The 24996-nt window shown below is 66.7% G+C and carries 22 protein-coding genes; 9 read left to right on the forward strand and 13 right to left on the reverse strand.

Annotated elements, in window-relative coordinates:
- Nucleotides 1–47: 47 nt before the first annotated feature.
- Together gatB and ASF32_RS04715 are read left to right on the forward strand one after the other, a co-directional pair.
- Nucleotides 48–1520, forward strand: coding sequence for an Asp-tRNA(Asn)/Glu-tRNA(Gln) amidotransferase subunit GatB (gene gatB / locus ASF32_RS04710; RefSeq protein ID WP_056424146.1), 1473 nt, complete (start codon nucleotides 48–50; stop codon nucleotides 1518–1520).
- An 82-nt stretch (nucleotides 1521–1602) separates the two neighbouring features.
- Nucleotides 1603–1938: a hypothetical protein gene (locus ASF32_RS04715; RefSeq protein ID WP_056424149.1), complete on the forward strand. Its 336-nt coding sequence runs from the start codon at nucleotides 1603–1605 to the stop codon at nucleotides 1936–1938.
- A gap of 656 nt (nucleotides 1939–2594) precedes the next feature.
- On the opposite strand, the gene ASF32_RS04720 is transcribed toward ASF32_RS04715, so the two are convergent.
- From ASF32_RS04720 to ASF32_RS04745, 6 genes are all read right to left on the reverse strand, one after another.
- On the reverse strand, nucleotides 2595–4400 hold the full coding sequence (locus ASF32_RS04720; RefSeq protein WP_056424151.1) for a methyl-accepting chemotaxis protein: 1806 nt from the start codon (nucleotides 4398–4400) through the stop codon (nucleotides 2595–2597).
- A 138-nt stretch (nucleotides 4401–4538) separates the two neighbouring features.
- Nucleotides 4539–5564: an efflux RND transporter periplasmic adaptor subunit gene (locus tag ASF32_RS04725; protein ID WP_056424153.1), complete on the reverse strand. Its 1026-nt coding sequence runs from the start codon at nucleotides 5562–5564 to the stop codon at nucleotides 4539–4541.
- 35 nt (nucleotides 5565–5599) lie between these two features.
- Nucleotides 5600–5794 carry a DUF1656 domain-containing protein gene (locus tag ASF32_RS04730; RefSeq protein ID WP_056424155.1) on the reverse strand — a complete coding sequence of 65 codons (195 nt, stop codon included), beginning with the start codon at nucleotides 5792–5794 and terminating at the stop codon, nucleotides 5600–5602.
- Between the two features lie 12 nt (nucleotides 5795–5806).
- Nucleotides 5807–7831 (reverse strand): FUSC family protein, encoded by a 2025-nt coding sequence (locus ASF32_RS04735; RefSeq protein ID WP_056424157.1) that lies wholly within the window; start codon nucleotides 7829–7831, stop codon nucleotides 5807–5809.
- A 31-nt stretch (nucleotides 7832–7862) separates the two neighbouring features.
- Nucleotides 7863–8279: a DUF4345 domain-containing protein gene (locus ASF32_RS04740; protein WP_056424159.1), complete on the reverse strand. Its 417-nt coding sequence runs from the start codon at nucleotides 8277–8279 to the stop codon at nucleotides 7863–7865.
- 65 nt (nucleotides 8280–8344) lie between these two features.
- Nucleotides 8345–8572, reverse strand: coding sequence for a hypothetical protein (locus tag ASF32_RS04745; RefSeq protein WP_348271046.1), 228 nt, complete (start codon nucleotides 8570–8572; stop codon nucleotides 8345–8347).
- A 254-nt stretch (nucleotides 8573–8826) separates the two neighbouring features.
- On the opposite strand from ASF32_RS04745, the gene ASF32_RS04750 reads away from it, so the two are divergent.
- Nucleotides 8827–9462 carry a glutathione S-transferase N-terminal domain-containing protein gene (locus tag ASF32_RS04750; RefSeq protein WP_056424161.1) on the forward strand — a complete coding sequence of 212 codons (636 nt, stop codon included), beginning with the start codon at nucleotides 8827–8829 and terminating at the stop codon, nucleotides 9460–9462.
- 4 nt (nucleotides 9463–9466) lie between these two features.
- On the opposite strand, the gene ASF32_RS04755 is transcribed toward ASF32_RS04750, so the two are convergent.
- Nucleotides 9467–10006, reverse strand: coding sequence for a DUF2147 domain-containing protein (locus ASF32_RS04755; protein ID WP_056424163.1), 540 nt, complete (start codon nucleotides 10004–10006; stop codon nucleotides 9467–9469).
- Between the two features lie 313 nt (nucleotides 10007–10319).
- On the opposite strand from ASF32_RS04755, the gene ndk reads away from it, so the two are divergent.
- Nucleotides 10320–10742, forward strand: a complete 423-nt coding sequence (gene ndk, locus ASF32_RS04760) for a nucleoside-diphosphate kinase (RefSeq protein ID WP_018043493.1) — start codon at nucleotides 10320–10322, stop codon at nucleotides 10740–10742.
- A 170-nt stretch (nucleotides 10743–10912) separates the two neighbouring features.
- Nucleotides 10913–11290 (forward strand): hypothetical protein, encoded by a 378-nt coding sequence (locus ASF32_RS04765; protein ID WP_056424165.1) that lies wholly within the window; start codon nucleotides 10913–10915, stop codon nucleotides 11288–11290.
- Nucleotides 11291–11338: 48 nt separating this feature from the next.
- Here ASF32_RS04765 and purN read toward each other — a convergent pair whose 3' ends face one another.
- The 3 genes from purN to ASF32_RS04780 all read right to left on the reverse strand — a co-directional run bounded on the left by purN (nucleotide 11339) and on the right by ASF32_RS04780 (nucleotide 15054).
- Nucleotides 11339–12007, reverse strand: a complete 669-nt coding sequence (gene purN / locus ASF32_RS04770) for a phosphoribosylglycinamide formyltransferase (protein ID WP_056424167.1) — start codon at nucleotides 12005–12007, stop codon at nucleotides 11339–11341.
- Complete coding sequence (gene purM / locus ASF32_RS04775) at nucleotides 12007–13089, reverse strand: phosphoribosylformylglycinamidine cyclo-ligase (RefSeq protein WP_056424168.1); 1083 nt, start codon at nucleotides 13087–13089, stop codon at nucleotides 12007–12009. The genes purN and purM overlap by 1 nt, the downstream gene beginning before the upstream one ends.
- A gap of 213 nt (nucleotides 13090–13302) precedes the next feature.
- Entirely contained in the window at nucleotides 13303–15054 is a 1752-nt protein-coding gene (locus ASF32_RS04780; protein ID WP_056424170.1) for a HAMP domain-containing methyl-accepting chemotaxis protein, read from the reverse strand.
- 220 nt (nucleotides 15055–15274) lie between these two features.
- Between ASF32_RS04780 and ASF32_RS04785 the strand changes: the two genes are divergently transcribed.
- The 4 genes from ASF32_RS04785 (at nucleotide 15275) to ppx (ending at nucleotide 21304) form a co-directional block, all read left to right on the forward strand.
- On the forward strand, nucleotides 15275–16366 hold the full coding sequence (locus ASF32_RS04785; RefSeq protein ID WP_056424172.1) for an AI-2E family transporter: 1092 nt from the start codon (nucleotides 15275–15277) through the stop codon (nucleotides 16364–16366).
- An 8-nt stretch (nucleotides 16367–16374) separates the two neighbouring features.
- Complete coding sequence (locus ASF32_RS04790) at nucleotides 16375–17112, forward strand: DnaA/Hda family protein (RefSeq protein WP_056424514.1); 738 nt, start codon at nucleotides 16375–16377, stop codon at nucleotides 17110–17112.
- 422 nt (nucleotides 17113–17534) lie between these two features.
- On the forward strand, nucleotides 17535–19727 hold the full coding sequence (locus ASF32_RS04795) for an RNA degradosome polyphosphate kinase (protein ID WP_244478124.1): 2193 nt from the start codon (nucleotides 17535–17537) through the stop codon (nucleotides 19725–19727).
- Nucleotides 19728–19813: 86 nt separating this feature from the next.
- Nucleotides 19814–21304 carry an exopolyphosphatase gene (gene ppx, locus ASF32_RS04800; RefSeq protein ID WP_056424177.1) on the forward strand — a complete coding sequence of 497 codons (1491 nt, stop codon included), beginning with the start codon at nucleotides 19814–19816 and terminating at the stop codon, nucleotides 21302–21304.
- 94 nt (nucleotides 21305–21398) lie between these two features.
- Here ppx and ASF32_RS04805 read toward each other — a convergent pair whose 3' ends face one another.
- From ASF32_RS04805 to ASF32_RS04815, 3 genes are all read right to left on the reverse strand, one after another.
- Entirely contained in the window at nucleotides 21399–22664 is a 1266-nt protein-coding gene (locus tag ASF32_RS04805; RefSeq protein ID WP_082490371.1) for a pilus assembly protein TadG-related protein, read from the reverse strand.
- Nucleotides 22661–23044 (reverse strand): TadE family protein, encoded by a 384-nt coding sequence (locus ASF32_RS04810; RefSeq protein ID WP_056424181.1) that lies wholly within the window; start codon nucleotides 23042–23044, stop codon nucleotides 22661–22663. Before ASF32_RS04810 ends, ASF32_RS04805 begins: the two co-directional genes overlap by 4 nt.
- 396 nt (nucleotides 23045–23440) lie before the next feature.
- Nucleotides 23441–24883, reverse strand: a complete 1443-nt coding sequence (locus ASF32_RS04815) for an acetamidase/formamidase family protein (RefSeq protein WP_056424183.1) — start codon at nucleotides 24881–24883, stop codon at nucleotides 23441–23443.
- Between the last annotated feature and the right edge of the window lie 113 nt (nucleotides 24884–24996).

A 24996-nucleotide genomic window follows, 5' to 3' on the forward strand; every position in this document is an offset into this window, starting at 1 on the left:
CCTTTCCGGCGCGGTTTCGCGCCGCGCAACACTGAATCCGGGCCATCATGACCGCTGCCGTGAACCCCAAGAAGCTCATCAAGGGCGGCCTGCACGACTGGGAGGTCGTGATCGGCATGGAGATCCATGCTCAGGTCACGAGCCGCTCCAAACTGTTCTCCGGCGCTTCCACCGAGTTCGGTGGTGAGCCGAACGACCACGTCTCCCTGGTGGACGCGGCGATGCCCGGCATGCTGCCCGTCATCAACGAGGAATGCGTGGCCCAGGCCGTGCGCACCGGTCTCGGGCTGAAGGCGCAGATCAACCATCGCTCCGTGTTCGACCGGAAGAACTACTTCTATCCAGACCTGCCGCAGGGCTACCAGATCAGCCAGTTCAAGGACCCCATCGTCGGCGAAGGCGAGGTGTTGGTGGACCTGCCCGAGGGCGAGACCATCACGGTAGGCATCGAGCGCCTGCATCTCGAGCAGGATGCCGGCAAGTCCCTGCACGACCAGAACCCGACCCAGAGCTTCGTCGACCTCAACCGCTCGGGCGTCGCCCTGATGGAGATCGTCTCGCGGCCGGATCTCCGCTCGTCGGAGGAGGCGCGCGCCTACGTGACCAAGCTGCGCACCATCCTGCGCTATCTCGGCACCTGTGACGGCGACATGGAGAAGGGCTCCCTCCGGGCCGACGTGAACGTCTCGGTGCGCAAGCCCGGCGACCCGCTCGGCACCCGCTGCGAGATCAAGAACGTCAACTCGATCCGCTTCATCGGGCAGGCCATCGAAGTAGAGGCCCGTCGCCAGATCGCGATCATCGAGGATGGCGGCACGATCTCCCAGGAGACCCGCCTGTTCGATCCGGGCAAGGGCGAGACCCGCTCCATGCGCTCTAAGGAAGAAGCGCACGATTACCGCTACTTCCCCGACCCGGACCTGCTGCCGCTCGAATTCGACCAAGCCTATGTGGATGCGCTGGCCGAGGGCCTGCCGGAACTGCCGGACGCCAAGAAGGCCCGCTTCATCGAATCCTACGGCCTCTCCCCCTACGATGCCGGCGTGCTCATCGCCGAGCGGTCCTCCGCCGATTACTTCGAGGCGGTGGCCAAGGGCCGGGACGGCAAGGCCGCGGCGAACTGGGTGATCAACGAGCTGTTCGGCCGCCTCAACAAGGAAGGCCACAGCATCGAGACGAGCCCGGTCTCGGCCGATCAGCTCGGTGCCATCGTCGATCTCATCGGCGAGGGCGTGATCTCGGGCAAGATCGCCAAGGACCTGTTCGAGATCGTCTGGTCCGAGGGTGGCGACCCGCGTCAGGTCGTCGAAGCGCGCGGCATGAAGCAGGTGACGGATACCGGCGCCATCGAGGCGGCGGTGGACGAGATCATCGCCAAGAACCCCGACAAGGTGCAGCAGGCCAAGGAAAAGCCGACCCTGCTCGGCTGGTTCGTCGGCCAGACCATGAAAGCCACCGGCGGCAAGGCCAACCCGGCGGCCGTGAACGCATTGCTGAAGGCGAAGCTCGGAATCGAATAAGGCTGGGCCGATCCTGGACGCGGACCGGTTCGTCCCTAGGAGGGACACGGCCGCGGCCGCGCCCTACGCCGACCTCCGGCATGTGGGTGCCAGCGCCATTCCGGGGTGTCTCACGAAAGGCGGCCTCGATCTCGTCGTGCGGGTGGATGCGGCGGAGTTTGCCCGCGTCGAGACGGCAATCGCTGCCTCGTTCCGGATGATGAAGCCCGGCTCGATCCGAACGGACGATTTCGCGGCCTTCGTGGACGAGACACGCGCGATTTCGCTGGGCCTCCAACTCACCGTCGAGAATGGCCGCTATTGGCGCAGTCCAACGCGTTCAAGATGGGGTGCGAGGGGCTTTCCATGGCGGCGTATCACGCCGGAGAAGGCGGCCTTCATCGACGCGGCGCTGACCGCGCGGGCGCGACGAGGGTGATCGTATCGAAGAGAGCGATCGCCTAACGCGCTCGGTCATCGTGAGACCGCGCAGCCGAGCCGCGGCTGACGGCTTCTGCGAGCGGCTTCCGGCACGACGCTCAGATCTGCGAACGCCCTGCATGGAAGGAGAGGGGAGCTGCGCCAGCCGAAAGCGATGCTCTCATGGATTATCCCGCTCGCGCGGATCGCGCAGCGGGTGGGCCCCGAAACCAGACGATCCGCCACGAACCATGGCCGATCCTGCAACGACATAGGCGGCGGAAGCGGTCGAGTTGGGGCATTCTGCGTATTCGAAGTCGTGCCGTGTCGGCCGCTTCTGCACCCCGGAGACCGCCTCCGTCCCGTAATTCGTATTTGTGCTGCTCAACGTCCGGACCGAATTAAACCCGGATGATCGTCACAGCATCCTGCTGGGGTGGAGTCATTCCCGTCTCCTGCGGCTAAGTTGGTCGCGATCGACAAACGATCAGCGCCTCCTCGTTGCTTGAGATGTGCTTTGCTTCGAAGCACATGATCAAGGTGCGACTGGATTTGACCCGCGTCAAGTCCCTATCTCCACTTTCTCGAACCTGTATTCATTCCCATCTGGACGGTTCGGGAAAAGCTATGGACCTTCAGGCGCTTGGCGCTTCGCGGCCGCCGCGCAGGCCCGCCTCAGGCGATGTTTCGCAGGGCGCCGCTCCCGGTCGAGGGGGAAAGGCTCGGCGCCTTGCCCGTCGCCGCCTCGTAATCGGCGGCCAGATCCGCAGCGCCGCGCAGACGCCCCGGCTCGTCGCGGTAGCTGCCCGTTCCGGCCACGGGTGCCCCCTGCCATTGCCTCTCGATCGCCAGACGCTCGGGCGTGCCGGCGAAGGCGGCGATGAAAGCATCCGCCGCCATGAGCAGGCGGCAGGCGCTCGGATGGTCGGCGACGGCGGCGGTGTAGTACCAGGGTGCGGGTGCGATGTTGCCGGGCACGATCTCGATGCGGCCGCGCCACGGGCTGTCGGCGCCGGTGCAGGCCCAGTGCATGATCGGCGCGTCCACGGCGAAGGCATCCACCACGCCCTCGGCCAGCGCGTCGTGGATGCGGCCCTGGTCGGTGATCGGCACGAGGCTGCCGAGGGTCGCTACCCGCCTTCCCTTCGCCTGGAGGTTCTCGGCCCAGCGCAGTCCGGCGGCCTCCAGCGTGGCATAGGCGCTCGGATCGTTGATGATGCCCAGGGTCCGCCCTTCGAGGTCGGACAGGCTGCGGATGCGCGTGTCGCCGGTGCGGCGGGCCAGCACGTAATGGAGATGGGTATAGGCCTGCGAATAGGCGATGGCGCCGAATCCCGGGCTCGGCGGCAGGGCCGACCAGACGATGTCGGCGGGTGCCTCGGCGGCGGTCCGGCCCGCATCGAGCAGTTCCGTGCACTGGTCCCAGGGGCATTCGACGAAGACCGGCGCGACGCCGAGGGAGCGAGCGAAGGCCGTGGCATAGGCGATGTCGAGGCCGAGCAGGGCGCCGCCGGCAGCCTTGCGGAAGGACAACCCCTTGAAATCGGGCTCCACGGCGATCCGCAGGGTACCGCGCGCCCGGATGTCGTCGAGGAGATCGAAGCCCTTCGGACGGCGGGCGAGACCGTGTCGGGCCATGTCCGGCGCGGGCAGGCCCGAGACGGCCGCCTGCAGCGTGGCATCGGCGAGGGCCAGGGCGCGGACGGCCTTGGCCTCCGTCCGGTCGATACTGCTCTGCATGGCACCGAGAGCCTCGCCGATGGAGGCGTTGCTGGCGCTGATCGCGGACAATTCGACGCCGACACCGCCGAGCAGGGTCTCGATCCGGTCGGCGGTGGACCGCACGGAACCGGCGAGTCCGTCCAGGGCATGGTCGGTCGAGACGCGCAGGGCGGAGAGATCGGCGCGGACATCGGAGAAATCGATGATGCCGGCCGCGTTGCGCGCACTCTCCCGGGTCTGGTCGGCCAGGGCGCGGACCTCGGCGGCAACGACGGCGAAACCGCGCCCATGCTCACCGGCTCTCGCTGCCTCGATCGTCGCGTTCAACGACAGCATCCGGATCGTCGCGCCGATCCCATCGATGGCGGCGACGATCCGGCTCGCCTCGGCGGCCTTGGTGTCGATGCGCGCGCCGATGCGGGCGATCTCGGCGTTGATCGCGCGCATGGCCTGCCCGACCGCATCCACGAGTTCCCCGCGAAGGCGATCGGCCGTCCCCGCCGCCGTGTCACGCCCGACGCTGCCGAGCGTCGCCGCCAGGGAACGGTCGACGCCTGTCGATTGGCGACGGATCTCGCGGGTGAAGCTGGCGGCCTGTCCATTGGCGCGGGCGGCGTGGCGCATGAGCGTCGCCATGCCGGCCACAGCGTCGGTGACGCCCCCGCCTTCGGGCGCCGCGGTCGGGTCGTTCTCAAAGGCGTCGATGGATTTCAGCACGTGACCCGACCCAGCCGAGAAGATGCCGGAAGAATCGCTCATGGCCCTTAAGCGCTGTTGAAACCTCTTCGCGATCCGTGCTCAACTTCGCGCCAATACTGAAGAAGTTTTCACCTCTTCATCGCCGGGGCATGCTGCCCCGAGGCATTCGGCGAGCGCGACGTCTTCCCGGCCAGGGCTTCAGCGGGCCGCCGCCCCCGGAACACGCTCCTGCCCGGAGGAGGCGGAGGGTCCCGTGAAGCGGTCGCGCAGGGTCTTCCAGAACGCGCCGCCATGGGCACCGGGCTCGCCCACGGAGACGGTGGCGTTCATGCCGGCCACCAGGGTGACGCCGTCGGGAACCCTCTCGATGCGGATGCGCACGGGGACGCGCTGGGCGAGGCGCACCCAGGTATAGACCGGGTCGACATTGGGCAGGCCCTGCGTGCTCGGCGAGGCGTTGGCGTTGCTGATGCCAAGCGTGATGCTCTCCACCCGGCCATCGATGAGGGCCGAGTAACCGAGGAGTTCGGCCCTCGCCACGTCACCCACACGGATATGGGCCAGCTTCGTCTCCTCGAAATAGCCGTCGATCCAGAACGAATCGGTGTCGATCACCGCGACGTTGACGGTGCCGGCGGTGGCGTAGTCGCCCGCACGCAGAAGGAGGTTGGTGACACGCCCGTTCACCGGCGAGCGTACTTCCGTGCGCCCTCGGTTGACCCTGGCCTGATGCAGCTGCGCCTTCGCGGAAGCCAGCGCCGCTTCCGCGATCTTGGCGGTGCCGGCATATTGCTGCTTTTCCTCCACTGAGGTGGAAAGGGTGGATAGCGCCTCACGCCGGGCCGCCTGGGTCCGCTTCACCTGAAGGTCGGCCTCGCGGTTCTCCAGTTCGGCCTGGGCGGTGGCGATGGAAATGTCGAAATCCACCGGATCGATGACGTAGAGCACATCGCCCTTGGCGACGTTCTGGTTGTCGGCCACGCGAAGATCGACGATCTGGCCGGAGACCTGGGGCGCTACGCTGGCCACCTGCACGCGGACGCGCCCGTCGCGGGTCCAGGGCGCGGTGACGTAGAATTGCCAGACCAGGGCGGCGGCCAGGCAGGCGCAAGCCAGGATCACAACGGTCGCCAGGAGCCGCACCACGCGCCACCATCGGCGCCTGGCGAGGGACGGCGCGCGCTCGCGGGACGGGCGAGCATCGGAGAGATCGTCGTCGGCCATTGTCAAGCAAGATCCATGTCGGCGGTACACATTGCTCAGAAGAGAACGATGAGAAGCGCGAGGATGCAGACGAAGATCCCCGCCTCGGCCAGCGGCGGGTTGGCGACGTAGCGGCTGAAGCGGATGCGGCTGAAGCCGAACCGCAGGAGCACCATGATGGCCAGGGCCGCCACCACATAGGCGACGAAGGGCGAGATCAGGACGCCGCCGAGATCGATGTCATGCCGCACGGGGCGCCTCCATCAGGCCGGTCGCAGGATGCCGAGGCGGCGCAGGAGGCGGTGCTGGCTCTCCATGATGCCGCCCGCCGTCACCAGGTCGCTGACGAGGCGGGCGATGTCGAGCCGCGTCGGACCGCCCACGGATCGGCCGTGCCGGAGGAACGCACGAACGGACCGGGCGAGCGTGGCCGCGTCCGCCGCCTCCAGTCCCTCCCGCGCCTGCCTCGCGGCATCGTTCAGAGAAGGCTCGTCGGGGAGGCGGCACAGCTGGGCATGGGCGCGGGCGGCGGCCGATTCGAGGCGGGCTAGGTCGAAGGCGCGGTCCAGGCTCGCCGCGCGGACGGCGCCGCTGCCCGAACTCCATTGCGAGAATTGCAGCAGCCGATCGCTGTTGAGGCTGGTGCGGGTGGTGGCGTCGCCGCCATCGCCGGCCAGCGCGTCCAGCACCGAATCCCGAGCCGAATCGAGGGCGAAGGCGCGGCGCTGGGCGGGCGAGATCGGCAGTACGATCCGCACCGCGACGAAGAGGATACAAGCCGCCATGGTCACCAGGAACGCGTTCGCCAGGAAGGTCTGCGCGTCGTAGGTCTGCGGGTTGGAGGGCGACAGGAGGACCATGAAGAACACGAGCAGGATGAAGCCGATTCCGAATGTCGGCGGGTTCAGGCTGAGAAAGCACGCCACGAAGATCACCGGCGCGATGGCGATGGCGAGCAGCGGGAAGCCCTGCTCGCCCCCCAGCACGCCGAAGAGCACGATTCCGGCGCAGAGCGCCGCGATAGGCATGCCGATGAGGACGCCGCGGGCGAAAGCCTTCGAATCCGGCGCGATGGCCGAGAGCGAACAGGTCGCCGCCACCTGTACCAAGGCGAAGGAGGTGGCGGGCCAGCCGGCGGCGATGAGGAGGAGGGCGGTGGCGCCAAAGGCGATCCCCACCCGTGCCGCCCCACGAAGGGCCACTGGCAGGTCGCGATGCGTCGGCAGGGCGACGTCGCGCTTCGGTCGGCACCCGGTGGAGAGGGCGTTCAATCCGTCCTCGGCAAAGGAGGCGGCGCGCGCGAAATCGAGGCCGCGCTGCAGCGCCAGGATCTCCAGGGGCGCGCTCGTCTCACTCTGGATCGCCTCATCCACCAGGGCACCGAGACGATGCGAAGCCGCGTCGGCATCGGGCTTCCCGTCGTCGGTCAGACCCAAACAGATCCGGCGGGCCTCGGCGACAGCCTTACTCTGGCGGTCCAGCAAGGCGGCGGCGGCCGTGAAGGCACGGCTCGCCGCCGCCATGGCGTAGAGCGCGGCGATGGCGCTGCGCGCCCCGGCGGCCCGGCGGGCGCCGTCGTCGAGTTCGCCGCCGATGGCGCTGGCATCGGCGCGCATCACCGCGATCTGCCGGATCAGGGCCGCCGCCCGCTCCGAGCCGGGATCCGCCCGGGACAGAGTCTCGCGGGCGAAAGCCCTGGTGGCCGACAGGGCCTCCGAGAGCGGCTTGCGCAGGGTGCGCCACGTGCTGGGCGAGGCCAGCGCGTCGTTGATGAAGGTGATGGCGACGATGCCGATGGTGATCGCCGCGACACGGTCGATGGCGGCCTCGAAGACCGCCTGCGGCGTGTCGATATGGGCGACGGCGACGATGGCGACGGTGAAGCCCGCGAGCATGGCGCCATAGGCCCGCGTGTCCTGCAGGAAGTGGGCGACGAAGACGCAGAGGCCGAGCCAGGTCGCCACGGAGACCAAGAGGAGAACCCTGTCCTGTCCGAACGCACCGATCAGCAGGATCGATATCGCGCCCCCCGCCAGGGTGCCGAGAAAGCGGTACAGTGCCTTGGACAGGGCCTGGCCGCGTTTGGGCTGGGCCAGGATCGCCACGCAGACGGCGGCCGAGGAGGCGCCGGAGAGCTGAAGCCAGAACCCGGCGTAGAGGGCCAGCACCATGGCGAGCCAGATCCGCAGGGCGAAAGCCCAGGCGGAGGGCGCGGGGACGACGCGCTCCAGGAGCACGAGCACGCGGTCGGCCGGGGAGGGGCGTGTTTCGGCGGACAGCCCGCTCATCGGCAGGCTCCGCTCACAGGGAAAGCCCCGTTCACAGGGAAGGCTCGCCCGCCGCCGCATCCGCGGCCTTGCCGGCGACCCGCATCTGCCAGAGGCAGAGGAGGGGCGTCACCACCAGCTCCATGATCAGCGCCCCCAGCATGACCGCCGAAGGCAGCCCGGTAAGATAGAGACCGAGCAGCCGCGCCAGACCGCCGAGCGCGACGACGAGGGTCAGGAAGCGGAACAGGCGCGATTTCGCCTCGATGGCCGGGACGCAGCTCCAGAACAGGATACCGATGCCCATCAGAAGACCCGACAGGTAGCGGAAATGACTGTCGGCGGAGATCTGGGCCAGGCTGTTGCTGCCGACTCCTCCAAGCCCGAACAGGATTCCGAAGAGGCCGGACGCCACCGGTATGATCGCGGCCACCGCCACGACTCGTTGCAGCGCCTCGCGCTCCCGCATGCGTCCGTTCCCCGTTCAGGCCCGGCTGATCCCGCGCCCGCGAGCCGGCTCCCAGCCGAACTAGATCAGGCCTTGATCTCCTTCAAGCGCTTGACGCATTTACTATAATATTGCGGCCATTTCGGTCCTTGCGCGGCCTTGTCGGCGACCGAAAGGGCGCGCCATTCGGCACCGCACTTCTTCTGCCGCTCCCTGGCAGCGTTCTGCCCCACGCTCAATTCCTTCGCGGCGGCATCCGGGGAAGCGGCCACAGGGGCCTGGGCGGACGCGGCCGTGGCGAAGCCCAGAACCATGGACACCGCGATCACCATGGCTGGAAAACAACAAACCCGCATGATTGCAACCCCAGATCGTTACCCTGCACTCACGAAACGGAGGCAGAGCCGACCTCATCACAGCCAGAAGTCGGGGGGAGAGCAAGTCTCTTCGTAGCGCCGCCCCATGCCGTCCACCGTTGGATGTCGGCGTGAAAGCTGCAACCATCCGCTTTCTCGTCCGGTTTGAATCGGCGATATGACGCGACCCTGACAGGAGCGGGACGTTTCCCATGGCCGCCGCCACCCAGAAGCCCATCGACGTCCATACCTGGGGCACGCCCAACGGTTGGAAGATTCCCATCATGCTGGAAGAGTGCGGCCTGCCCTATCGGGTGGTGCCGGTGAATATCGGCAAGGGCGACCAGCTGGCCCCGGACTTTTTGGCGATCTCGCCCAACAATAAGATTCCGGCCATCGTCGATCCGGACGGCCCCGGCGGGAAGCCGATCTCGATCTTCGAATCGGGGGCGATTCTGCAGTATCTCGGTCGCAAGACCGGGTGCCTTTACCCGACCGACGAACGCGCCAGAGCGGCGGTGGACGAATGGCTGTTCTGGCAGGTCGGCGGCTTCGGACCGATGCTTGGCCAGACCCATCATTTCCGGATCTACGCGCAGGAGAAGATCCCCTACGCCATCGAGCGGTTCACCACCGAATCGCATCGGCTCTACGGCGTGCTGGATCGCCGCCTCGCGGATCGCGACTACGTGGCCGGCGAATATTCCATCGCCGACATCGCGATCCTCACCTGGGCCAAGCATCACGAGAAGCAGGATATCGATCTGTCGAGCCTGCCGAATGTCCGGCGCTGGCTCGATCTGGTTCTGGCGAGACCCGCCGTGAAGCGAGGCTTCGCGGCGATCTGATCCGCTACTTCTTGGCTTCGGCCTGAGCGGCAGCCGGTTTGGCGGCCGCCTTCGTAGCGGGCTTCGGCGCGGCCTCGGAAGCCGGGGCGACAGCGGCCTGCTGGTTCACGTCCGGCACGCGGGTCCAGGTCTCCGAACCGCACAGGACCTTGAGCAGGCATCCCGACACGCTGAGCTCGGAGCCGGATTCGCGCTCCAGGCTGACCTGATAGATCTTGCCCTCGTCGATATTGTAGATGTCGCCCGAAAACTTCTCCTCGTCGGGGGCGAGCCCCTCGATGAGTTGCAGGCCAATCACGGGACGCGAGCGCTTCTTCGGGTCGGGGTTCTTGGCGTCGGTGCGCGGCGCACCCGTCTCGGTGGTCGGCGTCTTCAGCCACACGACCTTACCGCAGATGTTCGCGCTGTTCGGGCCGCAATGATCGATGCGGATCTTGGCGCGGCCATCCTTCGTGAGCCAGGTGCCGGACGGGTCCTTCGACGGGGCCGCAACGGCGGCGACGAGTCCGGAAAGCAGGAAGGCGGAGGTCAGGGCAACGCGCATGGCTTTTGGTCTCCTGGAGCCTGTGAAGGGCCGCGGCGCATCGGCGGAAGCGTCGCGAAGGGTCGTGAGCCTGGGGTCGAGAGCTTGGTCGTGGCCGTGCCGGGCGTCGAGAACGGTCCAGGCCGGCGTCTTCTGGTGCGAGAAGACACCAGCAATCGGGCGAATTTCCGGCACTGTTGCGCCGAAGCCATGGCCAAGGGAATTCCGCTGTGGATGCGCCGTCTTCGTCCTCCGGGTTGAGAGGATGGGGCGTGCCCGCTATAAGCCGGCCGCCGAAGCCGTTTTCGGCTGAGCGAACATAACCGGACTGAACATGGCCACCGAGCGCACTTTCTCCATCCTGAAGCCCGACGCGACCAAGCGGAACCTCACCGGCGCCGTGAATGCCGTGATCGAGAAGGCGGGCCTGCGCATCGTCGGCCAGCGTCGCATCCAGATGACCCAGGCCCAGGCCGAAAAGTTCTACGAGATTCACAAGGAGCGCCCGTTCTTCGGTGAACTCGTCTCCTTCATGACCTCGGGCCCCGTGGTCGTGCAGGTGCTCGAGGGCGAGAACGCCGTCGCCGCTTACCGCACCGTGATGGGCGCCACCAACCCGGCCAATGCCGACGAGGGCACCATCCGCAAGACCTTCTCCGAGTCGGTCGGCGAGAACACCGTGCACGGCTCTGACAGCGCCGAGAACGCGAAGATCGAGATCGCGCAGTTCTTCCAGGATTCCGACATCGTCGGCTGAGCCCGACCGGCTTTCGCGCCGCCAACGGGTTCGTGATCGCATCGTCGTCCGGTGAACCGGGAGCGTGGCGCGGAACGATGCCGGGTGTGGCGCGAACGCCCTTGCGCGCGAGTCCTGCCGGGCGTGAAAGGAATTCCCTCATCGAATCCCTTTCACGGACCCCACATTCCATGCGCTCCATCGCTTCGCGCACCGGCCGGATCCTGCTCGCCGCCGGCCTCGTGTCCCTGCTCGCCGCCTGCAACGCGAACAAGGGTGCGCCCACGGCCTCCCTCGAAGGCTACACGCCCGACCCCGCGTTGAAGACGGCCTCCGCCAGCAACCTCACCGGACGCGTGCGCCACGCCTGCACGGTGACGCAGTCCCGCCTGCAGAGCGTCCCCGAAGCGTCGCTCGCCCGCCCATGCGGCTGCTACGCCAAGCAGACCCTGGCGAGCCTCAACCCGGCCGAGCTCGAATCCTACCGCACCACCGGTTATTTCAACGATTCCGCCCGCGCGAAGGCTCTCTCGGCCCTCGACAGCTGCAGCCTGCCGCGCCCGGCGTAAGCCGTCATCATCGCCTATCTCGATGTTTCGGGATCGGCGATTCGGGCCTCAGCCTTGCGCGGACAGGCTGAGCAAGGCCCCCTCGGCCGGCCTGATGTCTCCGGCGAACACCACGCGGCCACTCTCCAGCCTGGCCCGTCCGCCGGCGATCAGCGCCAGGGCACGCGGGTAGAGGAGGTGTTCCTGCACGAGAATGCGCGCGGCGAGACTGTCGGCATCGTCGCCCGGCAGGACCGGGACGGCGGCCTGGGCCACGATCGGCCCGGCATCGAGTTCCGGCACCACGTAATGCACCGTGCAGCCATGCAGGCAGACGCCGGCCGCCAAGGCCTGCTCGTGGGTATGGACGCCGCGAAACAGCGGCAGCAGCGACGGATGGATGTTGATCATCCGCCCGGCCCAAGCCTCGACGAAGCCCGCGGAGAGGATCCGCATGAAGCCGGCGAGCACGACGAGTTCGATCCCGGCCGCTTCGAGTTCCGCGTTCAGGGCGGCATCGAAGCTCGCCCGGTCGGGATAGGCGCGGTGATCGAGCGCCTTCGTGGCGATCCCGACACTCGCCGCATGGGCGAGACCACCGGCGTCGGGCCGGTTGGAAGCGACGAGAACGATCTCGGCCGGATAGTCCGGTGCCCGAGCGGCCTCGATCAGCGAGACCATGTTCGAGCCGCGTCCCGAGATGAGGATCGCGACCCGCGTCTTGGCTCGGGGAGCCATCACAGGGCGAGCTTACCCTGGAAGGTCACCGGCTCGGGTCCGCGCTCGGTGATGAGCCCGAGGCGGATCGGCGAGGCCCCGGCAGTGTCGAGCGCACGGGTCACCGCCGACACGCTCTCGGGCGAGACCACCGCCACCATGCCGATACCGCAATTGAAGGTGCGCAGCATTTCGGATTCCGCGACCCCGCCGACCTTCGAGATCCATCCGAAGACGGGCGGCGGAATGATTGCGTCGAGGTCGATGCTGATGCCGACGCCGTCGGGCAGGACGCGGGGCAGGTTGTCGGGAAAGCCGCCGCCGGTGACGTGAGCGAGCGCCTTGATCCCGTCCGTTGCCTTAAGGGCGGCCAGCAGCGGCTTCACATAGATCCGGGTCGGCTCCAGCAGGGCGTCGCCGAGCGAGCGCGACGGCTCGAACGGGGCCGGGTCGTCGTAGGAGAGGCCGCTTGCCTCGACGATCCGGCGGACCAGCGAGAAGCCGTTTGAATGTACACCGGAGGACGGCAGGCCGAGCACCACATCGCCGGGTGCGATGCCGGGGCGTGGCAGAAGCTTGCCACGCTCGGCGGCGCCGACGCTGAAGCCTGCAAGGTCATAATCCGACCCGTCGTAGAGGCCGGGCATCTCGGCGGTCTCGCCGCCGATGAGGGCGCAGCCCGCGATGCGGCAGCCCGCCGCGATCCCGCGGACGATATCGGTGCCGACACCCGGCACCAGCTTGCCGGTGGCGTAATAGTCGAGGAAGAACAGCGGCTCGGCGCCCTGGACGATGATGTCGTTCACACACATCGCCACGAGATCGACGCCGATCGTGTCGTGGCGGCCGGTCTCGATGGCGATCTTGACCTTGGTGCCGACGCCGTCATTGGCCGCCACCAGGATCGGATCGGAGAAGCCGGCGGCCTTCAGGTCGAACAACCCGCCGAACCCGCCGATCTCGGCATCCGCCCCGGGCCGGCGGGTGGAGCGCACCAGCGGCTTGATCGTCTCGACCATGGCGTTGCCCGCATCGATATCGACGCCCGCATCCGCGTAGGTCATTCCGTTCCGGCTTTCGCCGTTCTTGCTCTCGGCCGTCATCGGCACCTCGTCTCAACGTCCTGTCCCGGCTGCTCTAACGGGTCGCAGCGGTCTCGGCGAGTCGTCGCGGACGAGTTCGGCACCTGGTGCCGGGCGCGGAAGCACATTTCGATCGCCTTCACCGTTCGACGAGCGCCGCACCGGGCTCGCCGATCCCGCGCCCGCTTCGATGAATCGGACAGGCAACGCCCCGCGCAGATCGGAGCATCGTCCTCAGGCGGCGCGAAGCTGCGCCAGAAAACGGGTGACTTCGGCATCGAGATGGTCGGCATCGTGCGAGACCGAGGAGGCGACGGAAAGCACTCGCTCGGCCGCTCCGCCGGCCCTCTGCGCCGCGTCGGCGACGCCGCCAATATGAGACGTGACCTGACCGGTGCCATCGGCGGTCTGGTGGATGTTGCGAACGATCTCCCGGGTCGCCGCCCCCTGTTCCTCCACCGCGGCCGCGATCGCGCTCGAGATCCCGCTCAAATCGTCGATGCGCCCGGCGATGGCGCCGATCGCTGTCACCGCCTCCTGGGTGACCGACTGGATGTCGCCGATCTGGGAGGCGATCTCGTCGGTGGCCTTGGCGGTCTGGGTGGCGAGTTCCTTGACCTCGGCCGCCACCACCGCGAAGCCGCGTCCCGCCTCGCCGGCACGCGCGGCCTCGATCGTGGCGTTGAGGGCAAGCAGGTTGGTCTGGCTGGCGATGCCGTTGATCATCGCCACCACGTCGCCGACCCGGGTCGCCGCCCGGCTGAGATCCTGAACCAGCCCCGCGGTGCGCCCGGCCTCCGTCGCGCTCGCCTGCGTCAGCGCCGCCGAACTATCGACCTGACGGCCGACCTCCGACACCGAGGCACTGAGTTGCTCCGCCGCTGCCGCTACGGCGGCGACGTTGGCCGAGGCCTCCTGCGCGGCACGGATCACCGCGCCGGAACGGTCGGCGGTGTCACCGGCCATCTGCGACATCGCCTGCGCAGTGTCCTGCAGCTCACCCACGGAGGTCCCTACGGCACGGACGATGCCGCCGAAAGCTGCTTCGAAGGCCTGCGCCAGTGTCTCCGTCTGAGCCCGGCGCGCGATCTCGCGCTGTCGGGTTTCCTCGGCGTGACGCTCCGCCACGTCTCGGGCGAGGTTGGCCTTGAAGGCTTCGAGGCCCCGGGCGAGGCTGCCGACCTCGTCGCGGCGGTCCAGGCAGGGCACCGCGGCGGCGTAATCGCCATCAGCGATCCGGCCCATAGCCAGGCCGACCGCACCGTAGCCGCGGACCAGCGCTTCATGGGCGAACCAGCCGAGCGCCAGGAAGGTGGCGACGGTGGCGACCAGCGTGGCGACGACGACGGCGAAGTAGAAGCGCGCCTGGGCTTCGTCCGCCGCGACGGCCGCGTCGGTGCGGGACTGCATCAGCCCGTAGAACGCGTCGAGCGGCTTCATGATCTGCGCCTTGAACCCGTGATACGCCTCCGAATGGACAAGCCCGATCGCTCGGTTGCGGTCTCGGGCCGGATCCGGCTGTGCCAGGGGCTGGCCATTCTTGTCCTTGCCCTCGACGAGATTCATCGCCTCGACCTCGAGATGAACCAGGCCGTCCGAATTCCGAACGGATTCCGCCAGCATGTCGGTTTCCTGCCGGCTGAAGCCGAGACGCTTCATCAGGTCGTGCACCGACACGGTCTCGCCGTCGGGGCGCGGCTTGGCCACGCCGGCCGCGACGAAATCCCAGTAGATACGATGATACTCCTCAGGGCGTGGCTTACGGCCGGAGCGGATATCGAGGATGTCCAGATATTGCTGCTTGTACGACGCATGGCCGGTGACGACGTAGGTGCGGCCGAGCCGGGTGAGATCGTCCGAACTCTGCCGGATCTCGTCAGCGAGGAGGATCGATTTCTGGCGAGTCGCGTAGGCTGCGCCTACCTGATCGACAGCCCGTCCATAAAGGATGATGGACCCAGCCAGAAGCAAGCTGGATACCAGCATAGCTGCGATTAAAACAACAAACTTTCGCGATAGACTCATTTTATCCCCCGTCGTAACGGGGATAATGCAGTCTATCTTGTTAAAAATCCGCTCTCGTGCCGATGAAAGTCATCCAAGCCCGCCCCCGGTCGCGGGCCGGGCCTCCGCGGCCGAGCCTTGACCCCGCCGCACCGCCTTCCCACTCTTGTGCGCGGGCGACAGACGAGACGGAGGAGGGCCGATGCGCGGCAGGGCGGTGATCGGACTGGTGGGCCTCGGCATCGTCGCGCTGCTGCTTTACCTGCTTTCGGGGGTGATGCTGCCCTTCGTGGCAGGGCTGGCCCTCGCCTATCTTCTCGACCCCATGGCCGACAGGCTCCAGCGCCTGGGTCTCGGGCGGCTCTCCGCCTCGCTCCTGATCCTCGCCATGTTCGTCGTCGGGCTCGTGGTGATCCTGCTGATCGTGGTGCCCCTGGCCGCCAATCAGATCTCGGCGCTTGTGACGACGTTCCCCGGCATGGTGTCACGGCTGCAGGGTATCATTGTCGAGCGGGTCGGGCCGATCCTGACGCGGGTCGGCGGGGCGGACGTTCTCAACGACCTGCAATCGTCCGTCGGAACCCTGGTGGGGCAGGGCGGCACGTGGTTCCTGGCTTTCCTGAAGTCGCTGTGGTCGGGCAGCCAGGCGCTGGTCTCCATCGCCTCGCTCCTCGTCGTCACCCCCGTCGTGGCCTTCTACCTCCTCGTTGACTGGGATCGGATGGTCGCCACCGTCGACGGCTGGACCCCTCCGCGCCACCGCACCACCGTGCGGCGTCTGGCCGGCGAGATCGACCGGGCGATCATCGGCTTCGTCCGCGGACAGACCCTGGTCTGCCTGATCCTGGGGACGTTCTATGCCGTCGGCCTGTTCTTCGTCGGGGTGAATTTCGGCGTGCTGATCGGGATGATCGCGGGTTTCCTCACCTTCATCCCCTATGTCGGCACCCTCGTCGGCTTCCTTCTCTCGGTGGGCGTCGCCCTGGTCCAGTTCTGGCCGACATCGGACTGGCTCCATATCGGGCTGACCGTCGCCGTGTTCGTGGTCGGCCAGTTCTTCGAAGGCAACGTCATCTCGCCCAAGCTCGTCGGTGACTCGGTCGGGCTGCACCCGGTCTGGCTGATGTTCGCGCTCCTGGCCTTCGGCTCCCTTTTCGGGTTCCTCGGCCTCCTTCTCGCCGTGCCGGTGGCCGCCTCCATCGGCGTCATCGTGCGGTTCGCGATCTCGCGTTATCTTCAAAGTCCACTCTATTATGCGGAAGAACCGATCCTGATTCAGAAGCGCGAGGGATGAAGACACCGATGCGCGTGGCCGCGCCTCCGAAGCAACTCGCCTTCGACCTCCCCCTCGACCCGCGCTACGGTCGCGAGGATTTCCTGGTGGGGCCGGCGAACGAGGCTGCCTATGGGCTGATCGAAGCCTGGCCGCGCTGGCCCGATACGGTCTGTCTCATCACGGGGCCGTCGGGCAGCGGCAAGAGCCATCTGGCCTCGATCTGGGCGACGCGTTCACACGCCTGGACCGTCCCCGCCTCGGGCGTCACCGCCGACTCAGTCACCCATCTCGTTTCGAACGGTGCCCTGGTGGTCGAAGATCTCGACCGGCCCGAGGGGCGCGACGAGGCGGCCCTGTTCCACCTCCTCAACCTCGCCCGGGAGAATGGCAGCCCCGTCCTCATCACGGCGGCGGCACCGGTTGAGGCGCTAGGCCTTGTTACCGCCGATCTGCGCTCGCGCCTCAGGCTGGCGCCGGGCGCCACGATTCTGCCCCCCGACGATGCGCTGATGCGAGCGGTGCTGGTAAAGCTTTTCGTGGACCGCCAGCTCGTCGTCGATCTCAGCGTCGTCGAGGCCATCGCCTTGCGGATCGACCGTTCCCTTGCCAGGGCAAGGGCAGTGGTGGCCGAACTCGACCGCGACGCCCTGCGCCGGGGTCGACGCATCACGCGACCGCTGGCCATGTCGGTCCTGGCTGATCTGGGAGTACCGGACGACGAGGCCGGCGACGACGAGACAGAAGAGGACGGTCCGCCGACCTGACGAAAGGTCCGGCCCGATTGTCATCGAAATGTCAGACGCGGCGACCCTATCGTATGTTACGAAGCAGATCGTTTTATCAGAGTTGAGGAGAAGACCCGTTGCCGGAAGTCGAGTCGGACGCGATCGCCAAGAGTACGGATGCCGAGGAGCAGGAAGCGGCTCTGGCCGCCGAGGACTCGCACGGCGAGAACGGCCCCGGCGAGGACGACCTGGATTCCCGGACGCCGAACGCGGCGCCAGCGAAGGGGCCTGCGCCCCGACGCCGGCCCGCGGGCGCCGGCACCGTCCGGGTTCCCGCCGCGCATGCACGGGTGACGAAGCCCGCCTCGAAGTCCCGGCCCGGAGCGACGGCGCAGGATTCCGCATCGGCGGACGACGCGGAGACCGATTCCATCCTGGTCGAGACGGTCATCGCCGACACGGTGCCCGAACGGGCCGCTGCCGAGCCCCCGGCACGGGAGAGCGTTCTGGCGGCCGGTAGGGCCCTTCGCGAATCGCCGGAGCGTTTCGTGAACCGGGAATTGTCGTGGCTGCAATTCAACCGCCGGGTGCTGGAGGAAGCCTCCAACACCAGCCATCCGCTGCTGGAACAGCTGCGCTTCCTCTCGATCTCGGCCAACAACCTCGACGAGTTTTTCATGGTTCGCGTGGCGGGCCTGCACGATCAGGTCCGCGCCGGGCTGATCCAGCCATCGCAGGATGGGCTGAGCCCGGCCGAACAGCTTGCCCGCATCGGCTCGGAAGTCTCGCGGCTGGCCCTCGACCAGCAGCGGCGCTGGCGTGAATTGCGTGACGATCTGCATGGAGTCGGTATCGACTTGGTAGAGCCCGGTGACCTGACCCCGGAGCACAAGGCCTGGCTGGAGGAGTACTTCCTCAGTCACGTCTTCCCGGTCCTGACGCCGCTCGCCATCGATCCGGCCCATCCCTTCCCGTTCCTGTCCAACCTCGGCTCCAGCATCGCACTGATGATGGTCCGCCCGCGCGACGGGCGGACGCTGCGCGCCCTCATCCGTCTGCCCTCGGTCCTCGGCCGCTTCGTGCGCCTGCCCGACATGGCCGGAGACACCACCGCGCGCTTCATCGCCATCGAGCAGCTGATCGTGCTGTTCACGGGCCGCTTGTTCCCCGGATATTTCGTGAAGGGGCAGGGGGCGTTCCGCGTCATCCGCGATTCCGACCTCGAGATCGAGGAAGAGGCGGAGGACCTCGTCCTGCATTTCGAGACCGCATTGAAACAGCGTCGGCGCGGCGTCGTCATCCGGCTCGAGGTCGAGGCCGGGATGCCTGAGGACCTTCGGGCCTTCGTCGCCGACGAACTCGAGATCGGCTACGACGCCATCTTCGTGGTGGAGGGCATGCTTGCCCTCAATGAGTTGGCGCAGATCGTCGGAATCGACCGGCCGGACCTGAAGTTCAAATCCTACAACCCACGCTTCCCTGAGCGCATCCGCGAGAGCGGCGGCGATGTCTTCGCCGCCATCCGGCAGAAGGACTTCATCGTCCACCACCCCTACGAATCGTTCGATTCGGTGGTTCAGTTCCTGGCCCAGGCTGCCCGTGACCCGAACGTGGTGGCGATCAAGCAGACCCTCTACCGCACCTCGTCGAACTCACCGATCGTGGCTGCGCTGGCTGAGGCCGCGGAACTCGGCAAGTCCGTCACAGCCCTTGTGGAGTTGAAGGCGCGGTTCGATGAGGAAGCCAATATTCGCTGGGCCCGTGACCTGGAGAAGGCCGGCGCGCAGGTGGTGTTCGGCTTCATCGAACTGAAGACCCATGCCAAGCTGTCGATGGTGGTGCGCCGCGAGGGCGACAAGCTCGTCACCTACTGCCATGTCGGCACCGGCAACTACCATCCGATCACCGCGCGGGTTTACACGGACCAGTCGTTCTTCACCGCCGATCCGGCGGTGGCGCGGGACGTCTCGCGCATCTTCAACTACATCACCGGCTATGCCGAGCCCGCCGAACTCGAGCGGATGTCGGTCTCGCCGCTGACGTTGAAGCCACGCCTGATCGAGAGCATCGCGGCCGAGGTGGCGCATGCCAAGGCCGGGCGTCCGGCCGCGATCTGGATCAAGTGCAATTCCCTCGTCGACGCGCAGATCATCGACGCGCTCTACGACGCCTCACAGGCGGGCGTGCAGATCGACTGCGTGGTGCGCGGAATCTGCTGCCTGAGGCCCGGCATTCCCGGCCTCTCGGAGACGATCCGGGTCAAGTCCATCGTCGGGCGCTTCCTCGAACACGGTCGGATCTACGCCTTCGGCAACGGATTCGGCCTGCCCCATCCCAAGGCCACGGTCTCGATCTCGTCCGCCGACCTGATGAGCCGTAACCTCGACCGCCGGGTCGAGGCGCTCCTGCCCATCACCAACCAGACTGTGCACCAGCAGGTGCTGGACCAGATCATGCTCGCCAACCTTCTCGACAACCAGCAAAGCTGGCGTGTACTGGCGTCTGGTGCGAGTGAACGGGTCCAGCCTGCGGAGGGTGAGGAGCCGTTCAACGCGCACAAATACTTCATGACAAACCCGAGCCTGTCCGGTCGGGGCAAGTCCTCGAAGAAGTCGAGTCCGCGGGCGCTGAGCCGCAGGGCCCAACGTTCGTGAGCGGGCGATTCCAGCAGGAGCTGGTCATGGGACTTCCTCGTGACGGCAGGTCGGGTCTAGGCTTCACGACTCAAGGAGATCCCGGCGTGCAGGACCGCGTGGAACCGGTGGCGATCATCGACATCGGCTCGAATTCCGTGCGGCTCGTGGCCTATGACGGTCTGAACCGCGCGCCGACGCCGCTCTACAACGAGAAAGTCCTGTGCGGGCTGGGCCGCAACGTGTTCAGCACGGGCCGGCTCAACGAGGAGGCGGTCCGGCGCGCGCTCAGCGCGCTCGCGCGCTTCCGCATCCTCTGCGAGACGATGAAGGTCGGCCGTGTCTTCGTGCTGGCCACGGCCGCCGCGCGCGACGCGCAGAACGGCCCGGAATTCCTCGCCGCGGCGGAGGCCGCCTGCGGCCACAGGATCGAACTCCTGTCCGGTCGGCGGGAGGCCGAGCTCTCGGCCCTCGGCGTGATTTCCGGGTTCCACACGCCGGACGGGGTCGTCGGCGATCTCGGCGGCGGCTCCCTCGAACTCGTGGACGTACGGGGTGCCACAGTAGGGCAGGGCGTGACCATGCCGCTGGGCGGCCTCGCCCTTCAGGACCTGTCCGGCGGCTCGGTGAAGAAGGCCCTCAAGATCGCCCGCGAGAACCTCGCCAAGGCGGCCCCCCAGTTGGAAACCCTGCGCGGTCGCAGCTTCTACGCGGTCGGCGGCACGTGGCGGGCGCTGGCCCGCCTGCACCAGGCAGCGCGGGGCTACCCGCTCCACGTCATGCACGGCTACAGCATCGAGCCGTCGGACGAGCTGAGCTTCCTCGAAGTGGTCGAACGCACCGATGCCGCCCTGCTGCAGGACGTGGAAGCGGTCTCCGAGGCGCGCAGGCCCCTTCTCGCCTACGGTGCCGTGGTGCTGGAGGAGATCATCCGCGTCGGCCGTCCGCGTGAACTCGCCATCTCGGCGAGCGGCGTCCGCGAGGGCCTGCTGTACGAGCAGCTCGACCGCGACACGCGCCTGACCGACCCGCTTCTCGCGGCGGCGGCGGAACTCAACCGGCTCCGCGCCCGCTCGCCAGGCCATGGCGACGATCTCATCACCTGGACCGACCGCTTCGTCGCCACCCTCGACGGGCCGGAAACCGCCGACGAGCGCCGCCTGCGCCACGCCGCCTGTCTCTTGTCGGATATCGGCTGGCGCGCGCATCCCGATTACCGGGGCGAGCAGAGCATCAACATCATCACCCATGCCGCCTTCGTGGGCATCGACCATCCGGGCCGGGCCTATCTCGCGCTGGCAGTGTATTTCCGTCACGAGGGCGTCGCTGCCGAGAAGGCGAGCCCGATGCTGCGCAGCCTCGCCGGACCACGCCTGTTCGAGCGCGCCCGGCTCCTCGGCGCGCTCCTGCGCATCGCCTTCCCGGTCTCGGCGGGGATGGAGGGAGCCCTGGCGCGCCTGCCCCTCCTCTTGGACGATCGACGGGTGACCCTGACCCTGCCGGCGGACCTGGCCGCGCTCCCCGGAGACCGCCTCCTCAACCGCGTCCGCAGTCTCGGTCGGATTCTGGGGATGGAGGGGCGGATCGCCTGTCCCTGACGTTTTGAAAACAAGCGCCGCCGGGCAGGCCTCTCGACACGAGGGGTTCTCAGGACAACGGCCGTGAACGGCGCGGGCTCACGTGCGAGACCTGTCACCGCACAAGGCGAGTAGTCCCCTTATAGACGTTGTTGCTGCAATTCGCGGTCGGATTCGCGGCGCGATACTTCGAGTCGTTGTCGAGTTCGAGGCGGGACACGATGATACGAATGCAATTGGCCTCCCATACGACGTCGTTCTCGAACTCGACCTGACTGCTGGGGGCATAGATCGTCCCTTCGGCCGAGGCACCGAACTTCGAGTAGATGTCGTGATCGTGGGTGTTTCTTTTGTCCGACCAGAGAACGATCCCCGCGTAAGGTCCCGTCGTCGGGGCCTTCAGCTCGAAGCTCGTCTTGCTGTGGAAGAAGATATCGCTCCCCAGCCCATCCATATAGATGATTACGTCATTGCCTTTGATCGAAGCCCCGTTCTTCAGCGTGAGCGGTCCCTTGATGACATAGACTCCTGGTGATAAAGTCACGGACGCATCGTCGATCGTTAAGCCTTTGCAGAAAGCAAAGCTTGGTTCGATCGTTTTCGCTACCGTATCTTTATTGATCAACTTGGCACCCCCGCAAGTCTCGTTGACCGGAGGAGCCAGCGACGCATAAGGATCTGCGACCAGTACGGCTCCCGTCATGGGAGCGGGTCGTACAGTTGCCGTGCTGTGCATGCCGACCCCGCCGACGACGCGGATGCTGCTGACGTTGACGTAAGACGAGCTTCCGATCTCCAACGCGGAATGATGCTTCGAGTTGACCTGCACGCCACAATCCGGCGCATCGATCTGTGCTCCGGGATCGATGTCGAAAGCATTGGAATGATCCGGATGGAGGATCAGGATGCACATCGGATTGGCGAGTGCGATCGCGCTCGCGGAGATCTCCCAGAAATCAGAGCCGAAGAGCTTCGCGAACGAGGTCTTGAAGCTGTTTCCCTTGGCCGTCGTTCGCGATGCCGTGACGCGTACGGCATTGGCGTTCTCGTCGACGGTGAAGGCGCCGTTTTCCCACTTTCCGAACTCCAGATCGGCATTGGTGACGAGTTGATCGACGGTCGGCCGGTTCTGCCGCGCATAGAGCTGCGCCGTCGCCAGGGCCGCGCTCCGGTCCGCCGCCCCGATGTAGCTGGCCGTGGCGAGAGCCGCGGCCTCGGCGCTGGTCATGAGAGTATTCTTCTCGAGGACCGCCGCTCCGAAATCGATGACGAGCCCCCCGACCCCCACCATCACCGGTAGGACGAAGGCAAAGATCAGGGCGACGTTTCCGCCGCGGCCTGCCGAAAAGGCGCGGATATGGGAGGGGCAGAGTTTCATCATTCCGCCAGACTGCGCATGACGGCCCGCGACGTGACGCCGGCCGAAAAACCGCCGAACGGTGTGATCTTGGCCATTTCGGCCTTGGTGATCTCAATGGTGACGACGACATCCCGGTCGGCTTCGTCCCCTTTGGTGGCGGGATCGATATTGGCCGTTGCGACGACGCCGGGATCGTCCAGAGAATGAGATTCAGCGAACTGCTTTGCCTCCGCGGCGGTCATGTATCCCACCGCCACGCCACGTGCGGCCTCCCGCGCATAGGTCGAGATTGTGGTGTGGGTCCGTATAAAGATTGCGACGGTAAAGAATGCCCCCAGCATCAGAAGCAGAACGGGTACGATCAAGGCGAACTCGACCGCCGATACACCTTGGCGATCCATGATGAGGGATCGAGTTTGCCGAAAAAGTCCGCCAACTCCGCCGGTCCATACCATGCTAAGATACGCTCTGCTATCGAGTATCAAACTCATCCAGCATAAACACAGAATTGTTAATTAGTTTATCTTGATTAAGAGATGCTTTGTAGGCAAAAGTAGAATCTATTATGTAGTCAGCCGCCGTGGTGGGAGCCGAAATTCCGCCATGCCGATGCGGTCAGGCGATCGCGTCGCAAGGGAGCCGGCGCCGAACGGGCCTGTCAGGGGAGCCCTGTCGGGACACAAGCTGGCCGAACGGCCTAGTCACCCCCCCGGAGAGGTCCAATACGGGCAGCCTCCGTCATTGCCGTCGTCTTCACGAGGCGACGACCGGAAATTCCGGCCGCTGCCTCGGTGTCTTCACGCCGGCCTGTCGGCGAAGATCGACTTCTTGACGATGGCGTGGACGCCCCAATTGCCGTCCACCACCTGGGTGATGCCAAAATCGACGGCGATGGACATGAGCGAGATCGCCTCGTCCTCGGTGAGCCCCTTCGCCTGCATCAGGAAGGATCGCATCTTACGGAAGGCGTCGCGCATGGCGAGGTCGATGGAGGATTTGGCGAAGATCTCGCTCTGCGCCTCAGGGCCGAGATCGGCGAGGTAGTTCGGGTAACTGAAGCCGGACAGCACCCAATCCTCTGACGTCTCGATCATCGGGAAATCGAGGGATTCGAGCGCGGTACCGGCCAGGTCGGCCTTCTTGTGCAGGATGAACTGGAACGTGCCGGTGAGCGAGCATTCGATGGCCGTGCCGCAAAGCTCGGAATCGCCCTGGCTCGCATGCGGGTCGCCCACCGAGAAAAGGGCGCCCGGCACTGCCACCGGGTAATACATCGTCGCGCCCTTGCCGATGCGCCAATTGTCGATATTGCCGCCGGTGTAGCTCGGTGGAATCGAGTTCACCATGTCGGCTTCCTTGGGCGCGAGGCCCATCGTGCCGAAATGCGGGCGGATCGGCACGCGCACGCCCTTGAGCACGTCGAAGTTGCGCTGTGTCTTGGTGTGGTCGACGGGGATGCCTGGATAATCGATGGTCGGATGCGCTACGCCGAATGGATCGGTGACGCCGGGCCAGCGAAAATTGTAGACCGCCTTCGCCCAATCGCGCGCGCCGGTAGCGTCGACCTCGTAGATGGTGACGACCTCGCGCGACCGGTCCCCGGTGATCATGTCCTTGTAATGGTAGCCCCACCAGGCGGCGGCGTTGCTGCCGAAGCTGCGCCCTTTGAAGGCGGGGTTGGCGCAGGGGCGCGGCGCCACGTCGAGGATGCGGACCTCCAGCACATCGCCGGGCTCGGCGCCTCGGATCGCCACCGGGCCAGTGCAGATATGCACGCCGAGCCCTCCGCCCGGTCCGAGCGGGCCGGTCTCCGGTCCGGCGCCCCGGCGGGCCACGCCCTTCTTCTCCTTGGTCCAGAGGAATACGCTCTCGGCACCGGGATCTCCCGTCACCATGCGCTCGGCATCGTCGTTGGCGTGGTGGGTCAGGGTCTCGATCGTGACGTAGTCGCCGGAGGCGATCTCGACTTGGGGCTTCAGCAGCTTCGAGAAATAACCCCAATGCACCGTCTCGGCCGTTGCCGGCAGGTGGTAATGCGCCGTTTGTTTGATGCCCTTGGCACTGGCTTGCGCCAGGGCGGGGCCGACGAGGGACAAGCCGCCTGCGGCCAGTGCCGCGGCACCTCCAGTCGCGACGAATCCGCTCTTGAGAAAGGCACGCCGCTCGAGTGCGAGATCGCCGAGGAACCGCTGCCGATGTTCGGCGAAATGCGCGCAGTTGGGATCGTCACCGAGGCACATGGACTTCTCCGATGGGAAGGCTCGTCCTGAGTCCTGTATGCAATCCGTCGGCCAAGGAGTTTCCTCCGGATTGGGCGGCTGCTTCGGCGCCATGGGCCCGGCCATCGCCTACG

This window comes from Methylobacterium sp. Leaf91 (genome assembly GCF_001422815.1).
Classification (GTDB): Bacteria; Pseudomonadota; Alphaproteobacteria; order Rhizobiales; family Beijerinckiaceae; genus Methylobacterium.